The organism is Streptomyces sp. SID8352, from assembly GCF_009862265.1.
In the GTDB taxonomy this organism is placed as follows: Bacteria; Actinomycetota; Actinomycetes; order Streptomycetales; family Streptomycetaceae; genus Streptomyces.
This window is the reverse complement of sequence record NZ_WWGX01000091.1, coordinates 14,647-35,144: the sequence shown is the minus strand read 5'-3', so window position 1 is coordinate 35,144 and position 20,498 is coordinate 14,647. Positions and strand designations below refer to the sequence as shown.

General features: G+C 73.9%; 17 protein-coding genes and 1 tRNA gene. 4 read left to right on the top strand and 14 right to left on the bottom strand.

The window, feature by feature from the left end; translation table 11 throughout:
- Nucleotides 1-8 precede the first annotated feature (8 nt).
- The 5 genes from GTY84_RS27210 to GTY84_RS27190 all read right to left on the bottom strand — a co-directional run bounded on the left by GTY84_RS27210 (nucleotide 9) and on the right by GTY84_RS27190 (nucleotide 5,161).
- Nucleotides 9-2,015: a copper resistance protein CopC/CopD gene (locus tag GTY84_RS27210; protein WP_161229051.1), complete on the bottom strand. Its 2,007-nt coding sequence runs from the start codon at nucleotides 2,013-2,015 to the stop codon at nucleotides 9-11.
- Between the two features lie 139 nt (nucleotides 2,016-2,154).
- On the bottom strand, nucleotides 2,155-2,628 hold the full coding sequence (locus GTY84_RS27205; RefSeq protein WP_161229050.1) for a copper chaperone PCu(A)C: 474 nt from the start codon (nucleotides 2,626-2,628) through the stop codon (nucleotides 2,155-2,157).
- Nucleotides 2,625-3,278, bottom strand: a complete 654-nt coding sequence (locus GTY84_RS27200) for an SCO family protein (RefSeq protein WP_161229049.1) — start codon at nucleotides 3,276-3,278, stop codon at nucleotides 2,625-2,627. The genes GTY84_RS27205 and GTY84_RS27200 overlap by 4 nt, the downstream gene beginning before the upstream one ends.
- Before the next feature lie 122 nt (nucleotides 3,279-3,400).
- A complete protein-coding gene (locus tag GTY84_RS27195) occupies nucleotides 3,401-4,162 on the bottom strand; it encodes a YcnI family protein (protein WP_161229048.1) in 762 nt (253 codons plus the stop codon).
- A 171-nt stretch (nucleotides 4,163-4,333) separates the two neighbouring features.
- Nucleotides 4,334-5,161 carry a hypothetical protein gene (locus GTY84_RS27190; RefSeq protein WP_161229047.1) on the bottom strand — a complete coding sequence of 276 codons (828 nt, stop codon included), beginning with the start codon at nucleotides 5,159-5,161 and terminating at the stop codon, nucleotides 4,334-4,336.
- Between the two features lie 596 nt (nucleotides 5,162-5,757).
- Here GTY84_RS27190 and GTY84_RS27185 point away from each other — a divergent pair.
- Complete coding sequence (locus GTY84_RS27185; protein WP_161229046.1) at nucleotides 5,758-6,222, top strand: ATP-binding protein; 465 nt, start codon at nucleotides 5,758-5,760, stop codon at nucleotides 6,220-6,222.
- A gap of 160 nt (nucleotides 6,223-6,382) precedes the next feature.
- On the opposite strand, the gene GTY84_RS27180 is transcribed toward GTY84_RS27185, so the two are convergent.
- Nucleotides 6,383-7,843, bottom strand: coding sequence for an aminopeptidase P family protein (locus GTY84_RS27180; RefSeq protein ID WP_161229045.1), 1,461 nt, complete (start codon nucleotides 7,841-7,843; stop codon nucleotides 6,383-6,385).
- A gap of 132 nt (nucleotides 7,844-7,975) precedes the next feature.
- Nucleotides 7,976-9,382, bottom strand: coding sequence for a GAF domain-containing SpoIIE family protein phosphatase (locus GTY84_RS27175; RefSeq protein WP_161229044.1), 1,407 nt, complete (start codon nucleotides 9,380-9,382; stop codon nucleotides 7,976-7,978).
- Nucleotides 9,383-10,024: 642 nt separating this feature from the next.
- Here GTY84_RS27175 and GTY84_RS27170 point away from each other — a divergent pair.
- Nucleotides 10,025-10,690 carry a bifunctional DNA primase/polymerase gene (locus GTY84_RS27170; protein WP_161229043.1) on the top strand — a complete coding sequence of 222 codons (666 nt, stop codon included), beginning with the start codon at nucleotides 10,025-10,027 and terminating at the stop codon, nucleotides 10,688-10,690.
- A 623-nt stretch (nucleotides 10,691-11,313) separates the two neighbouring features.
- On the opposite strand, the gene GTY84_RS27165 is transcribed toward GTY84_RS27170, so the two are convergent.
- The 3 genes from GTY84_RS27165 to GTY84_RS27155 all read right to left on the bottom strand — a co-directional run bounded on the left by GTY84_RS27165 (nucleotide 11,314) and on the right by GTY84_RS27155 (nucleotide 14,502).
- Nucleotides 11,314-12,303, bottom strand: coding sequence for a DUF5926 family protein (locus GTY84_RS27165; protein WP_161229042.1), 990 nt, complete (start codon nucleotides 12,301-12,303; stop codon nucleotides 11,314-11,316).
- 606 nt (nucleotides 12,304-12,909) lie between these two features.
- Complete coding sequence (locus GTY84_RS27160; RefSeq protein WP_161229041.1) at nucleotides 12,910-13,548, bottom strand: ATP-binding protein; 639 nt, start codon at nucleotides 13,546-13,548, stop codon at nucleotides 12,910-12,912.
- A gap of 126 nt (nucleotides 13,549-13,674) precedes the next feature.
- Nucleotides 13,675-14,502 (bottom strand): glycerophosphodiester phosphodiesterase, encoded by an 828-nt coding sequence (locus tag GTY84_RS27155; RefSeq protein ID WP_161229040.1) that lies wholly within the window; start codon nucleotides 14,500-14,502, stop codon nucleotides 13,675-13,677.
- Nucleotides 14,503-14,742: 240 nt separating this feature from the next.
- On the opposite strand from GTY84_RS27155, the gene GTY84_RS27150 reads away from it, so the two are divergent.
- Both GTY84_RS27150 and GTY84_RS27145 read left to right on the top strand, forming a co-directional pair.
- Complete coding sequence (locus GTY84_RS27150) at nucleotides 14,743-16,371, top strand: trypsin-like peptidase domain-containing protein (protein WP_161229039.1); 1,629 nt, start codon at nucleotides 14,743-14,745, stop codon at nucleotides 16,369-16,371.
- Between the two features lie 88 nt (nucleotides 16,372-16,459).
- A tRNA-Ser gene (locus GTY84_RS27145) sits at nucleotides 16,460-16,549 on the top strand.
- Between the two features lie 139 nt (nucleotides 16,550-16,688).
- On the opposite strand, the gene GTY84_RS27140 is transcribed toward GTY84_RS27145, so the two are convergent.
- The 4 genes from GTY84_RS27140 to GTY84_RS33185 form a co-directional block, all read right to left on the bottom strand.
- Entirely contained in the window at nucleotides 16,689-18,074 is a 1,386-nt protein-coding gene (locus tag GTY84_RS27140) for a site-specific integrase (protein WP_161229038.1), read from the bottom strand.
- Between the two features lie 58 nt (nucleotides 18,075-18,132).
- Nucleotides 18,133-18,321, bottom strand: coding sequence for a helix-turn-helix domain-containing protein (locus GTY84_RS27135; RefSeq protein WP_161229037.1), 189 nt, complete (start codon nucleotides 18,319-18,321; stop codon nucleotides 18,133-18,135).
- Between the two features lie 313 nt (nucleotides 18,322-18,634).
- A complete protein-coding gene (locus tag GTY84_RS27130; RefSeq protein ID WP_161229036.1) occupies nucleotides 18,635-20,176 on the bottom strand; it encodes a YfjI family protein in 1,542 nt (513 codons plus the stop codon).
- A complete protein-coding gene (locus GTY84_RS33185; protein WP_202551899.1) occupies nucleotides 20,173-20,490 on the bottom strand; it encodes a hypothetical protein in 318 nt (105 codons plus the stop codon). The genes GTY84_RS27130 and GTY84_RS33185 overlap by 4 nt, the downstream gene beginning before the upstream one ends.
- Between the last annotated feature and the right edge of the window lie 8 nt (nucleotides 20,491-20,498).

Sequence of the window (20,498 nt, the reverse complement as noted above, 5' to 3'; positions counted from 1 at the left end):
GGTGCGGTTCAGCCGATCTGCGCGTTCTTCGAGACGGTCACCTGGTCGATGTCGGAGGTCCGCACGGTCACGGCGACCTCCCAGTCACCGGCCATCGGGATCTGCACCCCGCTCGCCGACCAGTGTCCGGTGGTGATGCGGTCGGGCACCACGGGCAGCGGTCCGACGCCCTTGCTCTTCAGGGTGAAGGCGACCTTCACCTCGGGGACGTCGTACGCGGTCCCGTCGGGCCGCAGCACATACAGGTGGACGGCGTTGCCGCCGCTGCGCCCGGGGTCGAGGTCGATCCGCGCCTCGCCCCTGCCGTCGGCGCCGCCGGTGTCGAAGGGCAGGGTCAGCGAGACCATGCCGGGCACGGTGGGGGAAGCGGCGGCTGCGCCCCCGCCCGCGGCGCGGGCCTCCAACTCGGTGCGCCCCGGCTCGGTCTGGGTCAGGGCGGTGGTGACGGCGAGCAGGACGACGGCGACACCGGCCTCGATCAGCACCGAGCGGCGCAGACCGGAGCGGTGCGGATCGGCGTCCCGCAGCCGCTTGCGCCGGGCGGCGTCCACTGCCGCGCGCTGCCGGCCGAGCTGGGCGGCCCGCCGCTGGTCGCCCGCGTCCCCGGCGGCGCCGGAGGTGTCCGGACCCGCCGCCCCGCCGGGGGAGGCCGTACCGGGGGCGCCGTCCGGATCCGTACCGGTGGCGGCACCACTCGGGCCCGCGTCGGCGCCGGCCGCGCCGACCTCCTCCCGTACCCGCGCCTCCCCGGCCGCGTCCTCGGCAGCCGCGGCAGCCGCGGCGGGCACCGGCTCGCCGATCCGCCCCGTCCACCGCTGGGAGAGGCGGGCGAGGATGAGCAGCACGGCCACGAGCCCGAGCTTGGCCAGCAGCAGTTGCCCGTAGCGGGTGTCGGTGAGCGCCGTCCAGGAGCCGAGCTGGCGCCAGGACTGGTAGGCGCCCGTCACGACCAGGACGACCACGCTGCCGAAGGCCACCCGGGAGAACCGGCGTACGGCGGAGGCGGGCACCGGAGTCTCCGAGGGCACCCGGGAGAGGGCGGTCAGCAGGGCGGTGAGCCCGCCGAACCAGGCGGCGACGGCCAGCAGGTGGAGGATGTCCATGGGCATGGCCACCCCGGCCTGGAGCCCGGTGGAGGCGTGCTCGGCCAGGGCCCAGCTCGCGGCGAACCCGGCCGCCACAGCCGTACCGCCGATCGCGAGCCCCACGGTCAGGCGGCGCCTCTCCGCCTCCTCCCGTCTGGCGTGGGCGCCGAAGAGCACGGCGACGAACAGGGCCGCCCCGCCCAGCAGCAGCAGCCGGAAGACCAGCGCCGCGCCGGCCTTGGTCCCCAGGACCTGCCCCAGCAGCTCCAGGTCGAGGATGTCCGCGGCCTTCCCGGACCCGGTGTAGGAGCCGCGCAGCAGGAGCAGGAGCAGGGTCGCCGAGGTCAGCGCCAGCCAGCCGGAGACCACCAGCCGTTGCAGGACCCGCGCCCCGGAGCCGGCCGGCCAGCAGGCGAGCACGAAGGCGGCGCCGCCGGCCAGCACGATGAACCCGGCGTAGGACACGTAGCGTCCGAGGCCGTACAGCCAGCCGATGGGGCCGTCGTCCGCGCCCCGGCCGGAGATCTGGACGGTGGTCTCGGAGGGCGCGCCGATGGAGAAGGTGTAGGCGCCGGCGACCGGATGGCTGTCGGCGGACACCACCTGGTAGGCCACCGTGTAGGTGCCGTCGGACAGGTCCGGGCGCAGCTTCACGGTGTAGGTCCTGCCGCTGCCCGTGGGGTCGCCGGTGTCGACGCGTTCGCCTCCGGGGTCGAGGACGCGCAGGGAGTCGGCGTCCACGGAGATCGACTCGGAGAAGCTCAGTGTCACCCGGGCCGGTGCCTTCTCGACCACGGAGCCCTGCGCGGGGTCGGCGGTGGTCAGTGCCGCGTGGGCGGCGGCCGGACCGGCGCCCACGAGCAGCGCGCAGGCCGCGGCCAGGAGCAGCAGCACCAGGATCCGGACGCGCGGGGCGATGGTCTGCGTCACGATGGTCCCTCCTCGGTTCCTCGGTGTCTCTCGGTGGTTCTCGTGGTGCGCCGCCGGTCCCCGGGGTCCCCCGGCGGGCGGCGCGGCGGGCGACGGCCGCCGGGCCGCCGCGGGGGCCGCCGTTCGCGGTGGCCCGGCGTCAGTGCCCGGACGTCCCGGTCTGTCCGGCGGGCCGGTAGGTGGGCGGCTTCACCGGCAGCTCGACCGTGAGCGGGCCGGACCGGGCGAACCGCAGCTCGACCGCGACCGTCTCGCCCTCCTGCGGCCGTCGCCGCAGGTTCTCGAACATCAGATGGCTGCCGCCGCTCTCCAGCACCAGCCGGCCGTGCGCGGGGACGGGCAGGCGGTCCGCCTTCTCCATCACGCCGTTGACGGTCCGGTGCACACTGACATCGCCCGCGTCGCTGGCGACCGAGGTCAGCTCGTCCCCCGTACCGCCCTTGTTGGTGATGACGAGGAACCCGGCGGCCATGGTCGGCGAGACCGGCCGGGGCATGTAGGCGGAGCCCGCGGAGAGTTCGGCGGGGGACGGCGACCCGCCGTCGGAACCGCATCCGGCGAGGAGCAGGGCCAGGGCCCCGGTCAGCGCGGTGGCGGCGGAACGGCGGTTCACGGGTTCTGCCCCTTGACGAGCTTGGGCAGGTCCTTGATGTAGTCGTCGACGGTGGTGTCCTCGCCGTACAGCACGTACCCGCCGTCGGTCTTCGGCGAGAAGGCGATGACCTGGGTGCCGTGCATGGAGACGATCTTGCCGTCCTTGTCCTTGGTGGACGGCTCGATGGAGATGCCCATGGTGCGGGCACCGGCCTGGATGGTGTCGAAGTCCCCGGTCAGCCCGATGATCTTCGGGTCGACACCCTTGAGCCAGGTGCCGAGCGCCTCGGGGGTGTCCCGGTCGGGGTCGGTGGTGACGAACACGACCTGGAGGGCGTCCTGATCCGCCTCGGACAGCTTCTGCTTGGCCACGGCGATGTTGCTCATGGTCAGCGGGCAGACGTCGGGGCAGTGGGTGTAGCCGAAGTAGACCAGGGTGGGCCGGCCCGCCGTCCGCTCGCGCAGGTCGTACTTCTCGCCGCCGGTGTCGGTCAGGATCAGGTCCGGCTTCTCGAACGGCTTGTCCAGGACGGTCGCCGCCTGCTCCGTGGTGTCCTCGGACACCACGGTGACGGGGGAGGCGCCGTCGCCGGAGTCACCGCCGCAGGCGGTCAGGGTCAGGGAGGCGGCGGCGAGCAGTGCGGCGGCCGCGAACGTCTTCTTGCGCATGGAGAGATGTCCCAGGGTGAGAGGTGCTCCGCCGCGCGCCGAGGCCCCGCCCGAGGGGGCGGGGTGTCCGGCGCGCGCCGGTGAGGGGCGGGCCGCCGCGGCGGCCCGCCCCCGCGGGATGGTTATGCCGGGCCCCCGGTGGAGCGCCGGCGCCCGGCCAGTACGGCGTAGGCGACGCCCGCGACGCCGACGGCGATGCCGACGACGCCGAGGACTCGGGCGGTGGTGTCGCTGCTGTCCCCGGAGGCCGGTGCCGCGGCGGTCTCCGCGGTCTTCCCGGTGTCCCCGGCGTCGGCCCCGGCACCGTCGGAGTCGGCCTTCGCGCCGGAGGCGCCGTGGCCGTCGGCCTCGGGGGCCGTCAGGGTCAGCACGGGCGCCGGGTTGTCGGGCTCCTCCTGGCCCTCCTGCGGCACCTCGATCCAGCGCACGACCTCCTTGTTGGAGTAGGTCTGGACCGCCTTGAACACCAACTCGTCGGCGTCCTCGGGCAGGGTGCCGACGGAGACCGGGAACTTCTGGAAGAAGCCGGGCTCGATGCCGTCCCCGTCGGCCGTCCACGTCACCTTGCTGACGGCCTCGGCGATCTTCTTGCCGTGCATCTCCAGGGGCTTGTCGAGCTTGGCCTTGGTGACCTTCGCCGTCCAGCCGGGCACCGGCTGCGGCATCACGGAGGCCAGCGGGTGGTCGGCCGGGAAGGTGACCTCCAGCTTGGTGGTGGCGGCGTCGTCGCGCTCGTTGGGGACCTTGAAGTCGACGACCGCGTAGCCGCCCTTGGCGGCGGTGCCCTCGGGCTGCACGCTGACGTGCGCGGACGCGGGGGCGGCCAGGGCCAGGGCGGCGATGCCCGCGGTGGCGCCGACGGCGGCGATACGAGAAAGCTTCATGGACGGAGTGCTCCGCTTCGCTGAGGGCGCACGGCCTCGGCCGTGCGTCCCGGTGAGGAATGGGGGGAGGGCGCGCGGACGCGCGCGAGCCGCACGACGGCGGCCCCGGCTCCCCCGCTCCGGCCCGGAAAAGGCGGGCGGAAGCGGAGACGGAACGGTGGTCGCGTCGCGTCAGGCGGCGAGGGCGAGGCGGTCCGGGGGTCCCCGGCGGATCACCGTGTGCTGGAGCGCCACGGTGTGCGGCCGGGCCGGGGACGGCAGCGCGGTGCGCGCCGGACGCGGGCCCGTGCGGGGCGCCCCGGCGAGACCGGCGTGCAGGGCCCGGACCAGCGCGAGCAGCGCGCGCAGTGCCCGGACGGACGCCCGCTCGGCCACCGCGCGGGCGGACTGGACGGACAGCCCCGCGAGCCGGGCCAGGGCCAGGTCCCCGTGGCGCAGCAGCCATCCGGCGGCGACGGCCGCCAGGACGTGGCCGAGCAGCATCGGCAGCGACGGCAGCATCGCGGCCGGCGTACCCGCCGCGGGCATCGCGTCCGCCGGGACGCCCCCCGCGGCCGTGCTGCCCGTTCCGTCCGGGAGCACGCGGGCGTCGGCGAGGATGCGCTGCGCCTGTGCCGGGCTGATCGCCGCCACGGCGGTCCCGCACACCAGGCGGGCGGCCTGCCGCACCAGCGAGGCGTCGGACGGCGCGCCGTTCGTGGCGGCGGCGGTGGAGGCGGTGCCGTGCTGGCCCAGCCCGAACACCATGTGCAGGGCGGTCTGGCCCACCGCCAGCAGCGCGGCGATCCCCGGCAGCGAGCGCACCCGCCCGGCCAGCGGGGCGGCGACCAGGGCCACCCCGAGGAAGCCCACGCCCAGCGACCACACGGGAACGGTGGCGCAGGAGGCGAGGCTGTGCCCGGCCGCGGCCAGCACGACGCAGACCGCGGCGAACACCGCGGCCCGCAGGAACCGGGGGCCGGTTCCGGAACGCGCCGGAGGCGGGTGGGGGGCAGTCATGGCGGGCCCATCATCCCACTGGAGCCCCGCGCTTCCCACGGCAGGTCCGGGTGACGCCGTCCGATCCGGTTGATCATGGTCCGCCCCGCCCCGTCCCGTCACGCCCCCCCGGGTGGCCGTGGCGCCCGGAGACCCACCCGCCGTACCTCGCTCGCCGTACCCCGTCCACCGTCCTTCGCCGCGCCGACGGCCCGTGGTGTCCCCGGCCCGCCGGGGCCCCGCGCCGGAGGACCGAGGAGCCCCCCGGTCCGCGAACTCGCCGGTTCCCCCGCCCGCGGACCCGGGCGGGCGGGCCGAGCGCGGCGCATCTGGTCCGGCACCGTTCCGTCGCGCCCCGGCCGGCCTGCCCGGGGCCCCGGACCGGTCCGCTCCCCGGGGCCGCGGCACCGCCGGACCCGCACGGCGGCGTCATCCGGGACGTCACCCAGGAGGTCCGTCGGTGGCTCCCGCCGGGCCTGCCCGCCCCCTCCCGCATACACCCGGGACCGTGGCGGGCGCGTCGGCCGGACGGGCGTTCTCCCGCCGGGACCGTGCTTACGTCCCGATCCGGAGGGCAATACGTAACGGTATGTCGAGCCGGGCCGGGAGGCTGGAGCATGAGCATCTGGTGGTCACTCCATCTGCGGTGCGAGGCTGCGAGCGTGCCCCTGGCCCGGCGGCTGCTGATCGGCACCATGGAGACCGCGGGCGTCGACCCCGACATCTCCTTCGATCTCTCGGTGGCGCTCGGTGAGGCCTGCGCCAACGCCGTCGAGCACGGCGGGGCCGACGCGCCGGGCGGCCCGTCGGAGGCGTACCGGGTCACCGCCTACCTCGACGGGGAGCGGTGCCGGATCGAGGTGGAGGACACCGGGCCCGGCTTCCCCGCCGGCGCGTCCGGCCGTCCGCCCGTCCCCTGCCGCTCCGTGCCTGCCGACGCCGAGCACGGGCGCGGGCTGGGTCTCATCCGGGAGCTGGCGGACCACGTCCACATCGGCAGCGCGCCGGGCCGGGCGGGGGCCGTGGTGAGCTTCGACAAGATGCTCAAGTGGCGCGAGGACGCCCCGCTGGTCGCCGTCTGACCCGTGCCTCCCGACGGGGCGCCCCCGGAGCACGCCCCGGACACGCCGATGGCCGGACACCCGTGAGGTGTCCGGCCATCGGCGTCCCGCCGTCCGTCCGGCCCGCGGGGGCCGCGGACCGGGAGGGGTGACGCGGGAGCGGCCGGTGGGCCGGGGGCCGTCAGCCCTTCAGCGAGGCCATCCACGCCTCGACGTCGGCGGAGCGGCGCGGCAGTCCGGCGCTGAGGTTCCGGTTGCCGTCCTCGGTGACCAGGATGTCGTCCTCGATGCGGACGCCGACGCCCCGGTACTCCTCGGGCACGCTCAGGTCGTCGGCCTGGAAGTACAGGCCCGGCTCGACGGTGAGCACCATGCCGGGCTCCAGCGTGCCGTCGACGTAGGCCTCCACCCGGGCGGCGGCGCAGTCGTGGACGTCCATGCCGAGCATGTGGCCGGTGCCGTGCAGGGTCCAGCGGCGCTGGAGGCCCAGCTCCAGCACGCGCTCGACCGGGCCCTCCACGAGGCCCCACTCGACGAGCCGCTCGGCGAGCACCCGCTGGGCGGCGTCGTGGAAGTCCCGGAACTTGGCGCCCGGCTTCACCGCCGCGATGCCCGCCTCCTGGGCGTCGTAGACCGCGTCGTACACCTTCCGCTGCAGCTCGGTGTAGGTGCCGCTGATGGGGAGGGTGCGGGTGACGTCCGCCGTGTAGTACGTGTGGGTCTCCACGCCCGCGTCGAGCAGCAGCAGGTCGCCGGAGCGGACCGGGCCGTCGTTGCGGACCCAGTGCAGGGTGCAGGCGTGCGGGCCGGCGGCGCAGATGGAGCCGTAGCCGACGTCGTTGCCCTCCACGCGGGCGCGCAGGAAGAAGGTGCCCTCGATGTAGCGCTCGCTGGTCGCCTCGGCCTTGTCGAGGACCTTGACGACGTCCTCGAAGCCGCGCACCGTCGAGTCGACGGCCTTCTGCAGCTCGCCGATCTCGAAGTCGTCCTTGACCAGGCGGGCCTCGGAGAGGAAGACGCGCAGCTCCTCGTCGCGCTCGGCGGTCACCTTGTCGGTGAGCGCCGCCTCGATGCCCGCGTCGTGGCCGCGCACGACCCGCACCGGGCCGGTGGCCCCGCGCAGGGCGTCGGCCAGTTCGCGCACGTCGGAGGCGGGGATGCCGTACAGCTCCGTCGCCTCGGCGAGGGAGTGGCGGCGGCCGACCCACAGCTCGCCCTGGCCGTCGAGCCAGAACTCGCCGGTCTCGCGGTCGGAGCGGGGCAGCAGGTAGATCGTGGCGGTGTGGCCGTCGGCCGTCGGCTCCAGGACCAGGACGCCGTCCTCGGTCTGGTTGCCGGTCAGATAGGCGTACTCGACGGAGGCACGGAAGGGGTACTCCGTGTCGTTGGAGCGGACCTTCAGGTTGCCCGAGGGGATCACCAGGCGGTCGCCGGGGAAGCGGGCGGACAGGGCGGCGCGGCGGGCCGCGGTCTCGGCGGCCTGCGCGACGGGCTCCAGGCCGTGCAGCTCGGTGTCGGCCCAGTGGGACCGCATGCTCTCGGCCAGTTCGTCGGACACGCCCGGGTACAGGCCGTTCTTGCGCTGCTTGATGGGCTCCTCGGTCTCGTTCTCCGGGGTCTCCGGGGTGAGCTCCTCCGCCACTTCATCCTCCTCGATACGGCACTGGACCACTCCCCATCGTACGGACGTGCGGAAGGGGGCCCAGAGGCGAAGGGCCTCTTACCCCCGGGGGTTACCGTCCGTTATGTGAATGTCTTCGCGGATTACCGTCCGTTAATCGAACCGAACCGCGAGCAGCACCACGTCCTCCGTGACGCCCGTCCCGGCACCTCCGTCCGGCAGCACGGTGCGCAGCACGTGGTCCAGGACGGCGTCCGGGTCCTCGCGGGCGGCGCGCGGCACCGAGGCTGCCGCCGCGTGCAGCCGGGCGAAGGCGCGGTCGGCGGGGTCGCCGGTGCGGTGCAGCAGCCCCTCCGTGTAGAGGAGAACCGTCTCTCCTGACGCGGCGTCGACCTCCACGCTCGGCGCCTCCCAGCAGGCGAGCATGCCCAGCGGCGCGGAGACCGAGGTCTCCACGTACTGGGTGCGGTTGCCGCCGATCAGCAGCGGCGGGCGGTGCCCGGCGCCGGCCAGGGTGATCCGGCGCAGCGCCGGTTCGCAGTAGCCGAACAGGGCGGTGGCCGAGCGGGCCGGTTCGGTGAGCCGCAGCAGCAGCTCCAGGTCGGACAGGACGGCGACCGGGTCCTCGCCCTCCATCACGGCGTACGCCCGCAGCGAGGCGCGCAGCCGTCCCATCGCGGCGACCGCGCTGGGCCCGGAGCCGGTGACGGAGCCGACGGAGAGGCCGAGGGCCGCGTCGGGCAGCGGCAGCGCGTCGTACCAGTCGCCACCGCCGTGCGGTCCGGTGAGGTGCCGGGCGGCGAGCCGGACGCCGGGGACCCGCGGCAGCCGGGTGGGCAGCAGTTCCTCGGCCATGGTCGCCACGGCCGTCCGGGCGCGCTCCAGTTCCAGCAGCCGGGCCAGGTGCTCGGCGGCGTGGCGCGCGTAGAGCCCGGCCAGCTCGCGCTGGCGCTTGTCCGGTTCGGCCGGCTCGTCGTACAGCCAGACCGCGGCGCCGAGGCGGCCGGCGCCGTCGGCGGTCAGCGGGAGCGCGTAGCTCGCGGCGTAGCCGAGGCGGGCGGCGACCTCGCGGTGACGGGGGTCGAGGCCCTCGCCGGACAGCAGGTCCGGTTCCGCGATGCCGTTGCCGGAGACCGGCAGCCCCTCCAGGATCCTGCCGTGCGCCAGGGAGTCGCGCGGCACCGTCTCGATGTGCCCGAGGTCGGCGCGGGCGAGCCCCAGCCCGACGGTGGTGTCCGGGCCCAGTCCGTCGGCCGGTTCCAGCACGACGAGTCCGCGCCGGGCGCCGACCATGGCCGATCCGGCGCGCAGCAGTTCCTGGAGGGCGTCGGGGAGGGTGGCGGTGCGGGTGAGGCGCTCGGTCAGCTCGTGCAGGGTGGAGAGGTCGAAGACCCATCCGGCGAGCCGGTCCTGGAGGAGGACGCCCGGGGCGTCGGGGCCCGGCAGGGCGTTCGCCGCGGCCGTGGGGGAGGCGCCGACGGCGGTGGGCGTGACAGTCTGTGCGGGGGGCGGAACCGTCGCATCGATTCCGGCCACTTTCGCAGGGTGCGGGGCGTTCATGTCTTCCCGCTTTCCGACCGGTGCTTACCGCTCAAAAGCATCGCAAACCCCCATGTCGTTCTGCGCAACCGGCAGTGTCTCCACATGTACACGCAGTCGTAAGGAGATGTCCAGCATTGTCCTGCTGGTTTTCCTGGTGTTCGCGGGGCGAATGCGACTCCCTTCCCGAACCCTTGCGGACATGCAAGGATGGCCTGAAACTGCCCCGGAGGACGGCTTGTTGCGGTCGACTGGGGGTGCTCCACAGAGCGTTACAACGGTCGTGACGGGTACCTGCTCGGAGAAGGCCAGGGGTGGCTGGGGGCCACTGGGAACCTGGTGACGGAACCGGGCGTCCTATCCACCGACGACCGTGCCCCATCCTCCCCTTGCGGAGGCGGAGAGAAATACGCGGAGCGGCAAAGCGCCATACTTCGCCACCCCGCGCCAGCCCATGCTTTTGCTGGACACAGTACGAACACGGTGCGGGAAGCGGTACGGACGCACCGCCCGCGAGCGCGGTCGACGCACGATCCCAGAGGGGCTCCCCCTGCCTTCCGCGGGGGTGCCATGCGCCGACAGTTACGCACAGCGAAGTGATTTGCACATGGTGTGATGTGACCACGGTGTTGCCAGGCGTGCAACGGAAAGGAACGAGCGCTCATGCGCGAGATCCTCGGAAAGCGACGCAGGCTCCTGTCCCGGCGCGACGACGGACGGCCTGAGCTGATCGACGCGGCCCTGACCTATGCGACGCGATGGCAGTGGCCCGTACTTCCCGGTGTGGCGGCCGACCCGCGCGCGCGGTCGCGCTGCGGCTGCCCGGACCCGGAGTGCACGGTGCCCGGCGCCCATCCCTTCGAGCCCGGTCTGCTGGCGGCCACCACCGACGCGCGCATGGTGCGCTGGTGGTGGACCAACCGGCCGACGGCGCCCATCGTCCTGGCCACCGGCGGCGACGCCCCGTGCGCCGTCTCGCTGCCCGCCGGGCCGGCCGCCCGCGCGCTGGCCGCGCTCGACCGCGCGGGGATGCGGCTGGGGCCGGTGGTCGCCTCGCCCACCCGCTGGTCGCTGCTGGTCAGGCCGTACTCCATGGAGCAGTTGGGCGAACTGCTCTACGCCAAGGACCATGTCCCCGGCTCCCTGCGCTTCCACGGCGGGGGCGGCTATCTCGCCCTGCCCCCCTCCGGGGCCGGGGAGGGCGGCATCCGCTGGGAGCGGGCGCCGCTGCCCGGCTCGGCCAGGCCGTGGGTGCCCGATGTCGAGGCCGTGGTGGACGCGGTGGTCGACGCCCTGATGGACACGGAGGTGAGCGCGCCGGAGCTGTAGCGGCGCGCGGCGCGGGCGGACTCGCCGCCCGTGCGGGGGTTTTGCCCCCTGGGAACGCGGTGGGGGCGGGGTCCGGACGGACCCCGCCCCCACCGCGTTCGTGCGTGTCCCGTCCGCGCACCGGGCCGGGTCCGTTCGCCGGGGCGACCGTTCGTCCCGGGGGACGGGCGTGGTGGGGGCGGGTGTCCGGGGCGCCGCCGCGGGACGCCCGCGCGGTGCGGCCGGGAACGCCGTGCGCGGCACGGAGCACGGCGCGGGAGCGGATCGGGAGTGCCCGCGGACGAGGATGCGGATGCCGCCGGGACGGAGTCGACCGGGCCGGATACGGACCCTCGCGGTTGCGTACGGGAAGCGATCCGCCCACGTTGGCGGGCGGTCGGCGACCGGTCGCGCGGTGCTCGCGGCGCGGCACATGGGAAGACCCGGTTGCTGGCGACGGGGGATGCACCAGCAACCGGGCTACGGGAACGGTAACAAGAGATCGGCGGTTAGCAAATTCGATCTCCCGATTTCCGGTCACCGATTGGCCTGTCTTTCCGGGGAGTTGTGACAGGAGTCACCTCCCGCGCCCGGTGGTCCGGCTGACCGGTCGGTCAGCCGGACCCCGGTGCCCGGCGCCGGCCTCAGCTCAGCGTGACCTGCCGGTTGGTCAGGCCGCCGCGGGCCCGGCGCTCGTCCGGGGTGAGCGGGGCGTCCGTGGCGAGGGCCGCGGACAGGCGCTCCGCGAACCCGGCCGCCGGCTTCTCCACGTCCTGCGCGGTGACCGTGCCCGGCAGATCCCACACGGGGACGGTGAGCCCGTGGGCACGGAAGGAACCCACCAGCCGGGTGCCCTCCCCGAGGCTGGAGAGGCCGGCCGCGTGCAGCCGGGCGAGAGCGTCCAGAAGCCGCTCCTCCTCGTGCGGCATGACCCACCGCAAATGATTCTTCTCGGGGGTCTCGCACCAGTAGGCGGCGTCCACGCCCGTCAGCCGCACGGTCGGGATGGCCGCGGCGTCGGCCCGCTCCAGGGAGGCGGCCACCTCCGGGGTGGCGTTCTCCGCGTCCGGGACCCAGAAGGCGAAGCCCTCGTGCACCTCCGGCGCGAACGGGCCCTCCGGAGCGAGCAGGTCCTGCAGCCGGGGCCCGTCGGCGGGGGCGCGGCGGCCCTTCACCGGGGTGCCCGGCTCGGCCTCCAGGGCCCGCAGCAGGGTGTCCGCGAGGTCGCGGCTGATGTCGCCGGAGGCCGTGTCGTTCTGCAGGCCGAGCAGGACCGAGCCGTCGTCGCGGCGCAGGGCGGGCCAGGCCATGGGCAGCACGGTGGCCAGGGTGACCGACGGGACGCCCTCGGGCAGGCCGTCCTTGAGGGCCAGCGGGACCGTCGCGGCCGGCACCAGCTCGCGCAGGGCCACCCAGTCGCACTCGCCGGGCAGCCCCTCGAAGGGGCGGTGCACCAGCTCGGTGGTGGCCTGGGCGGCTGCCCTGCCGTGGCACGCCTTGTAGCGGCGGCCGCTGCCGCACGGGCAGGGTTCGCGGGCGCCGACGACCGGAATCTCCCCGCCGGTGCCGACGGCGGGGGTTCCCTTGCCGGGCTGCGGGCGCCGGGCCTTCGTCTGGGGTCGCTTCTTGGCCATCGTGGGTGTCTCCCGGTTACGGCTCTGCTGATACGGGCGCGAGCCTAGCCGCTCCCACTCCGGCCGACGGGACCCTGTGGACAACGGGGGGTTTGCGGGCAACGGGGGCGTGGGGGAGGGGGATCGGGGCGAGGGGGCGGTGAACCCCGCGGTGGCCGCGTCCGCCCGGCACCGGCCGCCGCGCTCCGGGACGTGCGGCCGCACCGCCCGCGGGCGTGCCCGGCGCCGACGGCATCCGGCGCCGACGGCATCCGGCTCAACCCCGGTGCGGCGTCCCCGTACCGGCGCGGGAGCCCCCGTACCTGTGCGGGAGCCCCGTACCGGTGCGGGTCCATCCATCCGTACGCGTGGCACCACCGGCCCGCGGGGGGCGGAGCCGACGCGCGGCCCTCCGCACCCACCGCGGTGCGCGCGCCGGGTGCGGAGGGCCGCGCACCGCGCCCGGGCCGGGAAGACGGCACTACTGGGGCCGGAGAGCACCCACCCCCGGGCCGGAGAGCATCCCGCCCCGGGCCGGAGCCCACCGCGCCGTGGGTTCACGCGCCGGAGAACCGGCGTACTTCCGCGGGCCCCGCCCCCCTGCACGGGACCCCGGCCCCGCCCCGGTCAGCCCCGTTCGTCCAGGGCGTCCGCGAAGCCCAGCCCCGGCATCCGGGACACGGACGGCGCCGTGATCCGGGTGGCGAAGTCGTCCCTCCGGTGCCCGGCGTCCGGGTCGTACACATCGGCGTGCACGACCACCCAGACCGTGACCTCGCCGCGCACCCCGTCGCGCACGCCCCAGTCGTCGGCCAGCGCCGTGATGATGCTCAGCCCGCGGCCGCCGTGGGCGGTGACCGAGGGGGTCGCGGGGGCGGGGCGGGTCGGGCCGCCGCCGTCCGTGACCTCGACGATCAGCCGGCCGCGCGGATCCACCCGCCAGGCCGCCCGGACGTCGCCGTCCCCGGCCAGGGCGTCGCCCAGTGGCCGGCCGTGCTTGTACGCGTTGCTCAACAGCTCCGAAAGGACAAGTACGGCGTCGTCGACGACCGATTCCGCCACGCCCCCGCCGCGCAGTTGGTCACGCATCCGGTGCCGCGCTTCCCCCACGCCCGCAGGACCATGGGGAACGGCCATGCTCGACGACGTGGGCACCTCCTGTGCCACCACCAACGCCACCCCCGAGACCTCCTTCGCCCCACGCCACGGTGTGGATGCCCCATCGGCCTGAGCCGGAAACCGGCCGGTCCCCGTCCAGTGACGCATTCGACACGGGGCGCCACGGAGCGAACGCGCCGGAGCACTCCCCGTAGTCGGGTGGCCGGATCCTTTCGGTGCGGCGGAAGGGGAGAATGCGCCACCGGGGCCGCGGGGTCAAGGGGTGCGGACGGATCAGCGCCCGAGGTGGTCCAGGACGGCGCGTGGCCGGTTGGTGATGATCGCGTCCACGTCCAGACCGGTGCAGAGGTCCACGTCGACGGTGTCGTTCACCGTCCACACGTGCACCGGGTGGCCGGCCCGCTTGAGGCGCTCGATGTAGGCGGGGTGGTTCCGCGCGATCCGGAGCGAGGGGCCGGCGATCCGGACGCCCGCGGGCAGCCGCCCGTCCCGCAGCCGGGGCGAGACGAACTGCATCAGGTACACCGTCGGCAGTTCCGGCGAGGCGGCGTGCACGCGGTGCAGCGAACGGGCCGAGAAGCTCATCACCCGTACCGGGGACTCCTCGGCGCTCGCCGGGGCGTCCAGCCCGAACCGTTTCAGCAGCGTCAGCAGCCGTTCCTCCACCTGGCCCGCCCAGCGGGTGGGGTGCTTGGTCTCGACGGCCAACTCCACCCGCCGCCCCGCGTCGGAGACCAGCTCCAACAGGCGTTCGAGGGTGAGCACCGAGGTCGCCTCGCGGTCCTCGGGGCGGTGCTCCCACTCGGGCTCCTCCCCGCGGGCGCGGGCGGCCTCACGGGTCTTCCAGGACCCGAAGTCGAGGGCCGCCAGATCGGCCAGCTCCAGCGCGGAGACGGCGCCGCGGCCGTTCGACGTACGGTTGACGCGCCAGTCGTGGACGCAGACGAGGTGACCGTCGGCGGTCAGGCGGACATCGCACTCCAGGGCGTCCGCGCCGTCCTCGATCGCCTTCCGGTAGGCGGCCAGCGTGTGCTCCGGGGCCTCCTCCGAGGCTCCGCGGTGGGCGACGACCTGGATGGGGTGCTGCCGTGCGTGGGTCACCGCGTCATGGTGTCACCGTGCGAGGGTGGACGTGCGGACGGAGGTCTCTGGCCCCCGCCCGTTTGGTCGTGGATGACCTATATAAAGGAAGCCTGCGGACCCACAGCAACCGCTTATGGTGCTCTGACGGCCCGTGGGAAAAGCTTGGCAGGCTGCCGGGACCGGTACGGCGCCCGCGCATACGGCGGAGCGCGCGGCTCGCGCGACCGACACACCAGCCGTGGATCGAGGAGAGAAGCTGTGAGCACCGAGAACGAGGGCACCGCGGTACCCCCGGCCCCGCCCGCCCCTCCCGTGCCGTCGGCCTCTCCCGCAGCCTCCCCGCGGCAGGACGGCACCCCGGCCGACCGGCCCCCGGCCGACGGTGCGGCGGGCCCAGAGACGACGCAGCCGGAAGCGACGGGTCCGGAAGCGACGCGGCCGGAATCGGTGCGGTCGGAGGGGGCGCCACAGCCGTCCGAGCCGTACCGGGCGCCGCAGCCGCACGGGCAGACTCCGCCGCCCCACCAGCCGCACCGGGCTCCCACGCAGCCCGCGTACCAGGCGTTCCCGCCGCCGGAGCCGTACGGCGGCGATTTCCGGCCGCCCGCCGCCCACCCCTACGGGGCTCACCAGGGCGGGCACTCCGCCCCGGACCCCTCCTGGCCGCCGCCCCCGCCGCCCGCCGGGCCGTTCTACGGCGGTGGCAGTGGTGACGGCCACGGTGGCGCCTGGGGTGCCTCGTACCAGCCGCCGGCGCCGAAGCCCGCCCGCGGGCGGGGCGGGCTGGTGGCCGGGCTGCTCGTCGCCGCGCTGGTGGCCGGCGGTCTGGGGGGCGGCATCGGCTACACCCTGGCGAGGAACAACGACGACGGGGCCTCCACCACCGTCACCGCCTCCGACACCGGCGGCGCCGTCAAGCGCGATCCGGGCACCGTCGCCGACGTGGCCGCCACCGCGCTGCCCAGCACGGTCACCATCCAGGCCGAGGGCAGCAACGGCGAGGGGGGCACCGGGACCGGGTTCGTCTTCGACACCCAGGGCCACATCGTCACCAACAACCACGTGGTGGCCGAGGCGGTCGACGGCGGCAGGCTCTCCGCGACCTTCCCCGACGGCAAGAAGTACAACGCCAAGGTGGTCGGCCACGCCCAGGGCTACGACGTGGCGGTCATCAAGCTGGAGAACGCCCCCTCCGACCTGAAGCCGCTGCCGCTCGGGAACTCCGACAAGGTGGCCGTGGGCGACTCCACGATCGCGATCGGCGCCCCCTTCGGCCTGTCCAACACGGTGACCACGGGCATCATCAGCGCCAAGAACCGTCCCGTGGCCTCCAGCGACGGCAGCGCGGGCAGCAAGGCGTCCTACATGAGCGCCCTGCAGACCGACGCCTCGATCAACCCGGGCAACTCCGGCGGACCGCTGCTCGACGCCAAGGGCAACGTCATCGGGATCAACTCGGCGATCCAGTCCACCGGCAGCGGCGGCCTCGGCGGCGCGGGCCAGGCGGGCTCGATCGGCCTGGGCTTCGCCATCCCCGTCAACCAGGCCCAGTACGTCGCCAAGCAGCTGATCAAGCACGGCAAGCCGGTCTACGCGAGGATCGGCGCCTCCGTCTCCCTGGAGGAGACCACCAGCGGCGCCAAGATCACCGAACAGGGCGTCAGCGGCTCGGCGCCCGTCGAGCCGGGCGGCCCCGCGGCGTCGGCGGGACTGAAGCCCGGGGACGTCATCACCAAGCTGGACGACCAGGTGATCGACTCCGGCCCGACCCTGATCGGCGAGATCTGGACCCACAAGCCGGGCGACAAGGTCACGCTCACCTACGAGCGCGACGGCAAGCAGCGCACCACCGACCTGACCCTGGGCTCCAAGACCGGCGACGACTGAGCGGACACCCTGCGGGACCGCGCCGTTCACAGCGCCCACCGTCCCGGTAGGCTGTACCCGCTCCGCCCGGAGGCGGGCGCGACGCCGGGGTGGGTTGCCCGAGCGGCCTAAGGGAACGGTCTTGAAAACCGTCGAGGCAGCGATGTCTCCGTGGGTTCAAATCCCACACCCACCGCCAGGTCAGAGAAGTAGCAGGTCAGAGGGCGGGCCCCGGAATCCGGGGCCCGCCCTCTACGTGCACCTTGTCTCACCCTGACTCGCCTGTATCCCGATCCTGACCAGCGCGTATGGACCATGTGTGGACCAAGACCAGCGACTCAGCCGCCGTTGAGCCCCTGCTCGATGAGCGCGTTCGCCTTGTCCTGCTGGCCCCGCAGGATCTTGGCGTAGAACCGGAACAGGACCGTGAGGCTGTGACCGGCCCGCCGGGCGACCTCCACCGGATCCACGCCGGAGTTGATCCACAAGGACACCCCGGCGTGGCGCAGGGAGTACGGCACATCCGCGAGAAGAGTCTTCGCCTCCTTCGCCGAGAGGGCCTTGAGCCGGGCCGCGTCCCAGAGCGCGCAGTACTCGGTAGAGGTGATGCGCCCACCTTCGACCGCACGGAAGAGCCGGCCGTCATCCGCCACCCCGTACCGCTCCTTGTGCTCTCGAAGCATCGTGGTGAGGACCGGCGGGATGGGCACCGGGCGGGTGGCCTTGCGGGCACGTCGCTTCAGGCCGCGCTCGTCGTACGACTTCCCGTCGTCCGTCCAGCCAGACCCGACCTCCGGACGGCTCGCGGCGAGGACCAACTCGCCCCACCCGGAATCCGGCAGCGTGCAGTCCACATCCCGCAGTGCTGCGATCTCCGAGGGACGCATGGCGGCGTAGTAGAGGCACCCGAAGAACGCGGCCAGATGCTCGCCCCGGCCGCTGATCTGCCGCACAGCACTGATGAGGGCGGTGACCTGTTCCGGGTTGGGCACGTACCGGAAGTCGACCTCGTCGTCCTTCACTGGTGCCGCCCAGTCCACTCCGCCCAGCGGGTTCGCGGGGAGGATCGTCCGCTCGACGGCATACCGCAGCACGTTGCTCAGCACCATGCGCTTCCGGTTCACCGTGTTGTCGGCCGCAGGCTTCCCGTCGAGCCTCCTGGAGATAGCGTCCAGGGCCGCGCGCAGCCGGTCCGACCGGGCGACCTCGGTCATCTTGTACGTGTGCTCGGCGATCCAGGCGAGCGCGGCTGCGACGTCTGCCGGCGGCTCTTCGACTTGGTGCCGCAGTCGCAAGGTGCCCTCCTCGTCTCGCACCGCGCGGAAGGCCCAGCCGTAGAGCGCCTTCCGCAGCACAGGGGGCTTCGGGGCCCCGCGTTGGGTGGACGCGAATACCGGCGTGATGGTGGCCAGCGTCTCGGCGATGCTCGCCCGGTGCTTGGCCGCCGCGTTCGGCCACTTCATCAGCACGTAAGCGGTGGCGTGCTCGTACCAGCTGGGTGTGGTCAACGCCTCCAACTCCGAGGCGGGCAGCCCGGTCTCCTCGTCGAACTGCTCGCGGTTGCGCAGCGCGGCCAGCAGCTCGGACTGCCGCCCTTCTGCCTGCGGCTTGAGCGTGAAGCTCCGGGAGTGAGCCCGCTCGCCGACCCGCCACCGCAGCTGGAACGGCTTCGGGCGGCCCTTGCGCTGTCGGATGGACCAGATGTCTACGTCGTACGTGAGCATGTCTCTCCAGATAGGCGAGGGGGCCCACCAGCGGCGGGCCCCCTCGTTGCGGGGTGGGTCAGGCGGCGGCTTCCTCGCACTGGGACAGCCAGGCGTCGAGGTCCGAACGGCGAACGCGAAGCTGACCGTTGGGGAGCTTGAGCAGACGCGGGCCGTTGCCGCGGGCGCGCATCCGGTAGAAGGCCGCGCGACTCATGTCGAGCTCGGCCAGGACCTCGGGAAGCTTGAGCATCGGCTGACGTGCCACAGATCGGTTCCTTCGGCTCGGTCCGGGGTGCTGAAAACCCCGGAAAGTGCTGACAGAACTGACAGAACCTCGCCGTATGGCCTCTGACCTGCTGTTTTGTCCACTTCGGCCGCTGTGACAAAACCTCAAAAAACTCTGACAGAACCTCGAAAACCTAGGTTCTGTCAGGGCGGGCGCTCATCCCCTGGGGGAGGTTTTTTGAGTTCTGTCAGAGTTTCCGGAGGTTCTGTCAGAGCTCCGAAAGTGCTCGTCTGTGCAGGTCAGGCGGCTGGTCGGGAGGTTCTGTCAGTTCTGTCAGCGGTTTCGGGGGTTTTCAGGCGGCGGAGGTTACCCGGGGGTGGGTCTCGTAGCGGGGCGAGGGCGGCCGGCCGCCGCGCGTGCTGCGGGGCGGCGGGGGCTGCTGACGGAGCCAGCCGTGTTCCTCCAGGAGGTCCAGGGCGGGGTCGAGGTCGCCCATGGAGGGGAACTCGCTGCGGGGCATCGCGCGGAAGAGGTCGCGCTTGGTGAAGGTCGCGGTGCGGGTCTCGCTCAGGTGGGTCAGCACCGTGTGGGCGGCTTCCTGGGCGGGGTCGGCCTTCATGGCGTTGAACACGTCGAGGGCGTGGGCGGTGAAGTAGTCGCCGAGCCGGGTGGCGGCGGCCATCGTCTCGGCGGCGATGGGCCGGTGCCAGGCGTCCTCGGGGTGGGTGGCGAGGTGGAGGAGCCCGGCGATGCGGGCGACGGCGCCGTCGCGCTTGCTGGCCCAGTTGATGATGGGCGCGAGGGGGCCGTCCTTGCGCAGGCGGGATTCGGTGACGCGCTGGTAGGCGAGGAGGACGGCGTCGGCCTCGGGGGTGAGGGTGAGGGCGACGGGTTCGGTCCAGGCCGCGAGGGTCAGAGCGAGGTGCCCGAGCTTCTGGGCGTAGGTGCTGGCGGTCTCGGGGGCGAGGAGGTCGGGGGTGAGGTTGCGGTAGCCGACGAGGGACTCGGGCTTGGAGTAGAGGAAGCGGGCGAGCAGGCCGCGTCCGTCGGCGCCCTTGATCTGCCCGATGGCGTCCAGGACATCCGGCTGGACGGCCAGGCCCATGGTGATGGCCGGGGTCTCGATGTACTGGGCTTCGCGGACCTGGCGGTTCACGCGGGCCATGTCGCCGGCGTGGCCCTTGAGGAAGATGCCCATGTTCGGGGCGCCGGAGTAGCGGCCCGCGATGATCTCGAAGATCTCGCCCTCGGGGGACAGGATCGAGATGCGGCCGTCCTGCTGGGCGAGGAGCGTCGTCAGGGACTCGGCGGTGACGTCGTCGGCGACGAGCTGGGGCTCGGCCGGGACGACGGCCCGTTCGGCGGCCTCGGACAGGGTGACGGCCTGGGCGGTCAGCTCGGCCAGCTTCTCGGGCTCGGCGTTGGCGGCCAGCTTCTCGGCCCTTTCGGCCGCGGCCTTCGAGATGCGGGCCGCTGCGGCGGCCTCGGCCCGCTGGGGTGCGGTGAGCTCGATCAACGCCTTCTCGGCGGCGAGCAGGGGCTTGGTCATGAGCCCGAACACGGCGCTCTTGCGGTTGCCGGGCGGCAGGGCGACGGCGGTGTAGAGGTTGACCGGCTCGCTCCACTGCCCGCGCACGGACACCGTCAGGCGCCCGCCGGCGGCCGTGCCGACGACCGCGAGCGCCAGGCACCCGGCGAGGTCGACGGGCGTCTGCGTCTCCTCGGCGACGCCCGCGGTCATGGCGGCGAGCCAGTCGGGCAGCGCGTCGACAGGGAAGGCCGGGAGCGTGCCGCGCGGGTTGAGCGGGACGGGCTCGTCCCAGACGGGCCCGGCGATGTCCTCGGCGGTCATCTCCTCGAACCCGGCCCACAGCTCGGGGTCGTGCGGGCTCATGCGGCTTCCTTTCCCTCGGTGAGCAGCGGGCAGGTGGTGCGGTGGCGGGTGTGGTCGGCGGTGAGCCGGGCGACCTGGTGGTGTCCGAACGCCTTCAGGTCCCGGCCGCAGGAGCACCACGAGTGGGCGGTGGGCATCGCGTTGCGGCCGGCCGCGCCGATGTGGAGCATCGCGAGGATCCTCGGCCCGGTGGCCGGGTGCGGGTCAGAACCAGAAGGGACGCCTTCGGCGACGACCTTTCGGGCGCCCACGGTCCGCAGGCGCACCGGCTGCTCGGCGGCAGCGGGCCGGTCGGTGGCGGGAGGGCATTCCAAGGGGGGAG

What these genes read in the sequence shown, in the direction of transcription:
- GTY84_RS27175 (WP_161229044.1), bottom strand. Translation starts at nt 9,382, where the DNA reads ATGAACGCCCCGCACCCTGCGAAAGTGGCCGGAATCGATGCGACGGTT.
- GTY84_RS27185 (WP_161229046.1), top strand. Translation starts at nt 5,758, where the DNA reads ATGAGCATCTGGTGGTCACTCCATCTGCGGTGCGAGGCTGCGAGCGTG.
- GTY84_RS27170 (WP_161229043.1), top strand. Translation starts at nt 10,025, where the DNA reads ATGCGCGAGATCCTCGGAAAGCGACGCAGGCTCCTGTCCCGGCGCGAC.
- GTY84_RS27165 (WP_161229042.1), bottom strand. Translation starts at nt 12,303, where the DNA reads ATGGCCAAGAAGCGACCCCAGACGAAGGCCCGGCGCCCGCAGCCCGGC.
- GTY84_RS27195 (WP_161229048.1), bottom strand. Translation starts at nt 4,162, where the DNA reads ATGAAGCTTTCTCGTATCGCCGCCGTCGGCGCCACCGCGGGCATCGCC.
- GTY84_RS27140 (WP_161229038.1), bottom strand. Translation starts at nt 18,074, where the DNA reads ATGCTCACGTACGACGTAGACATCTGGTCCATCCGACAGCGCAAGGGC.
- GTY84_RS27200 (WP_161229049.1), bottom strand. Translation starts at nt 3,278, where the DNA reads ATGCGCAAGAAGACGTTCGCGGCCGCCGCACTGCTCGCCGCCGCCTCC.
- GTY84_RS27190 (WP_161229047.1), bottom strand. Translation starts at nt 5,161, where the DNA reads ATGACTGCCCCCCACCCGCCTCCGGCGCGTTCCGGAACCGGCCCCCGG.
- GTY84_RS27130 (WP_161229036.1), bottom strand. Translation starts at nt 20,176, where the DNA reads ATGAGCCCGCACGACCCCGAGCTGTGGGCCGGGTTCGAGGAGATGACC.
- GTY84_RS27160 (WP_161229041.1), bottom strand. Translation starts at nt 13,548, where the DNA reads ATGCGTCACTGGACGGGGACCGGCCGGTTTCCGGCTCAGGCCGATGGG.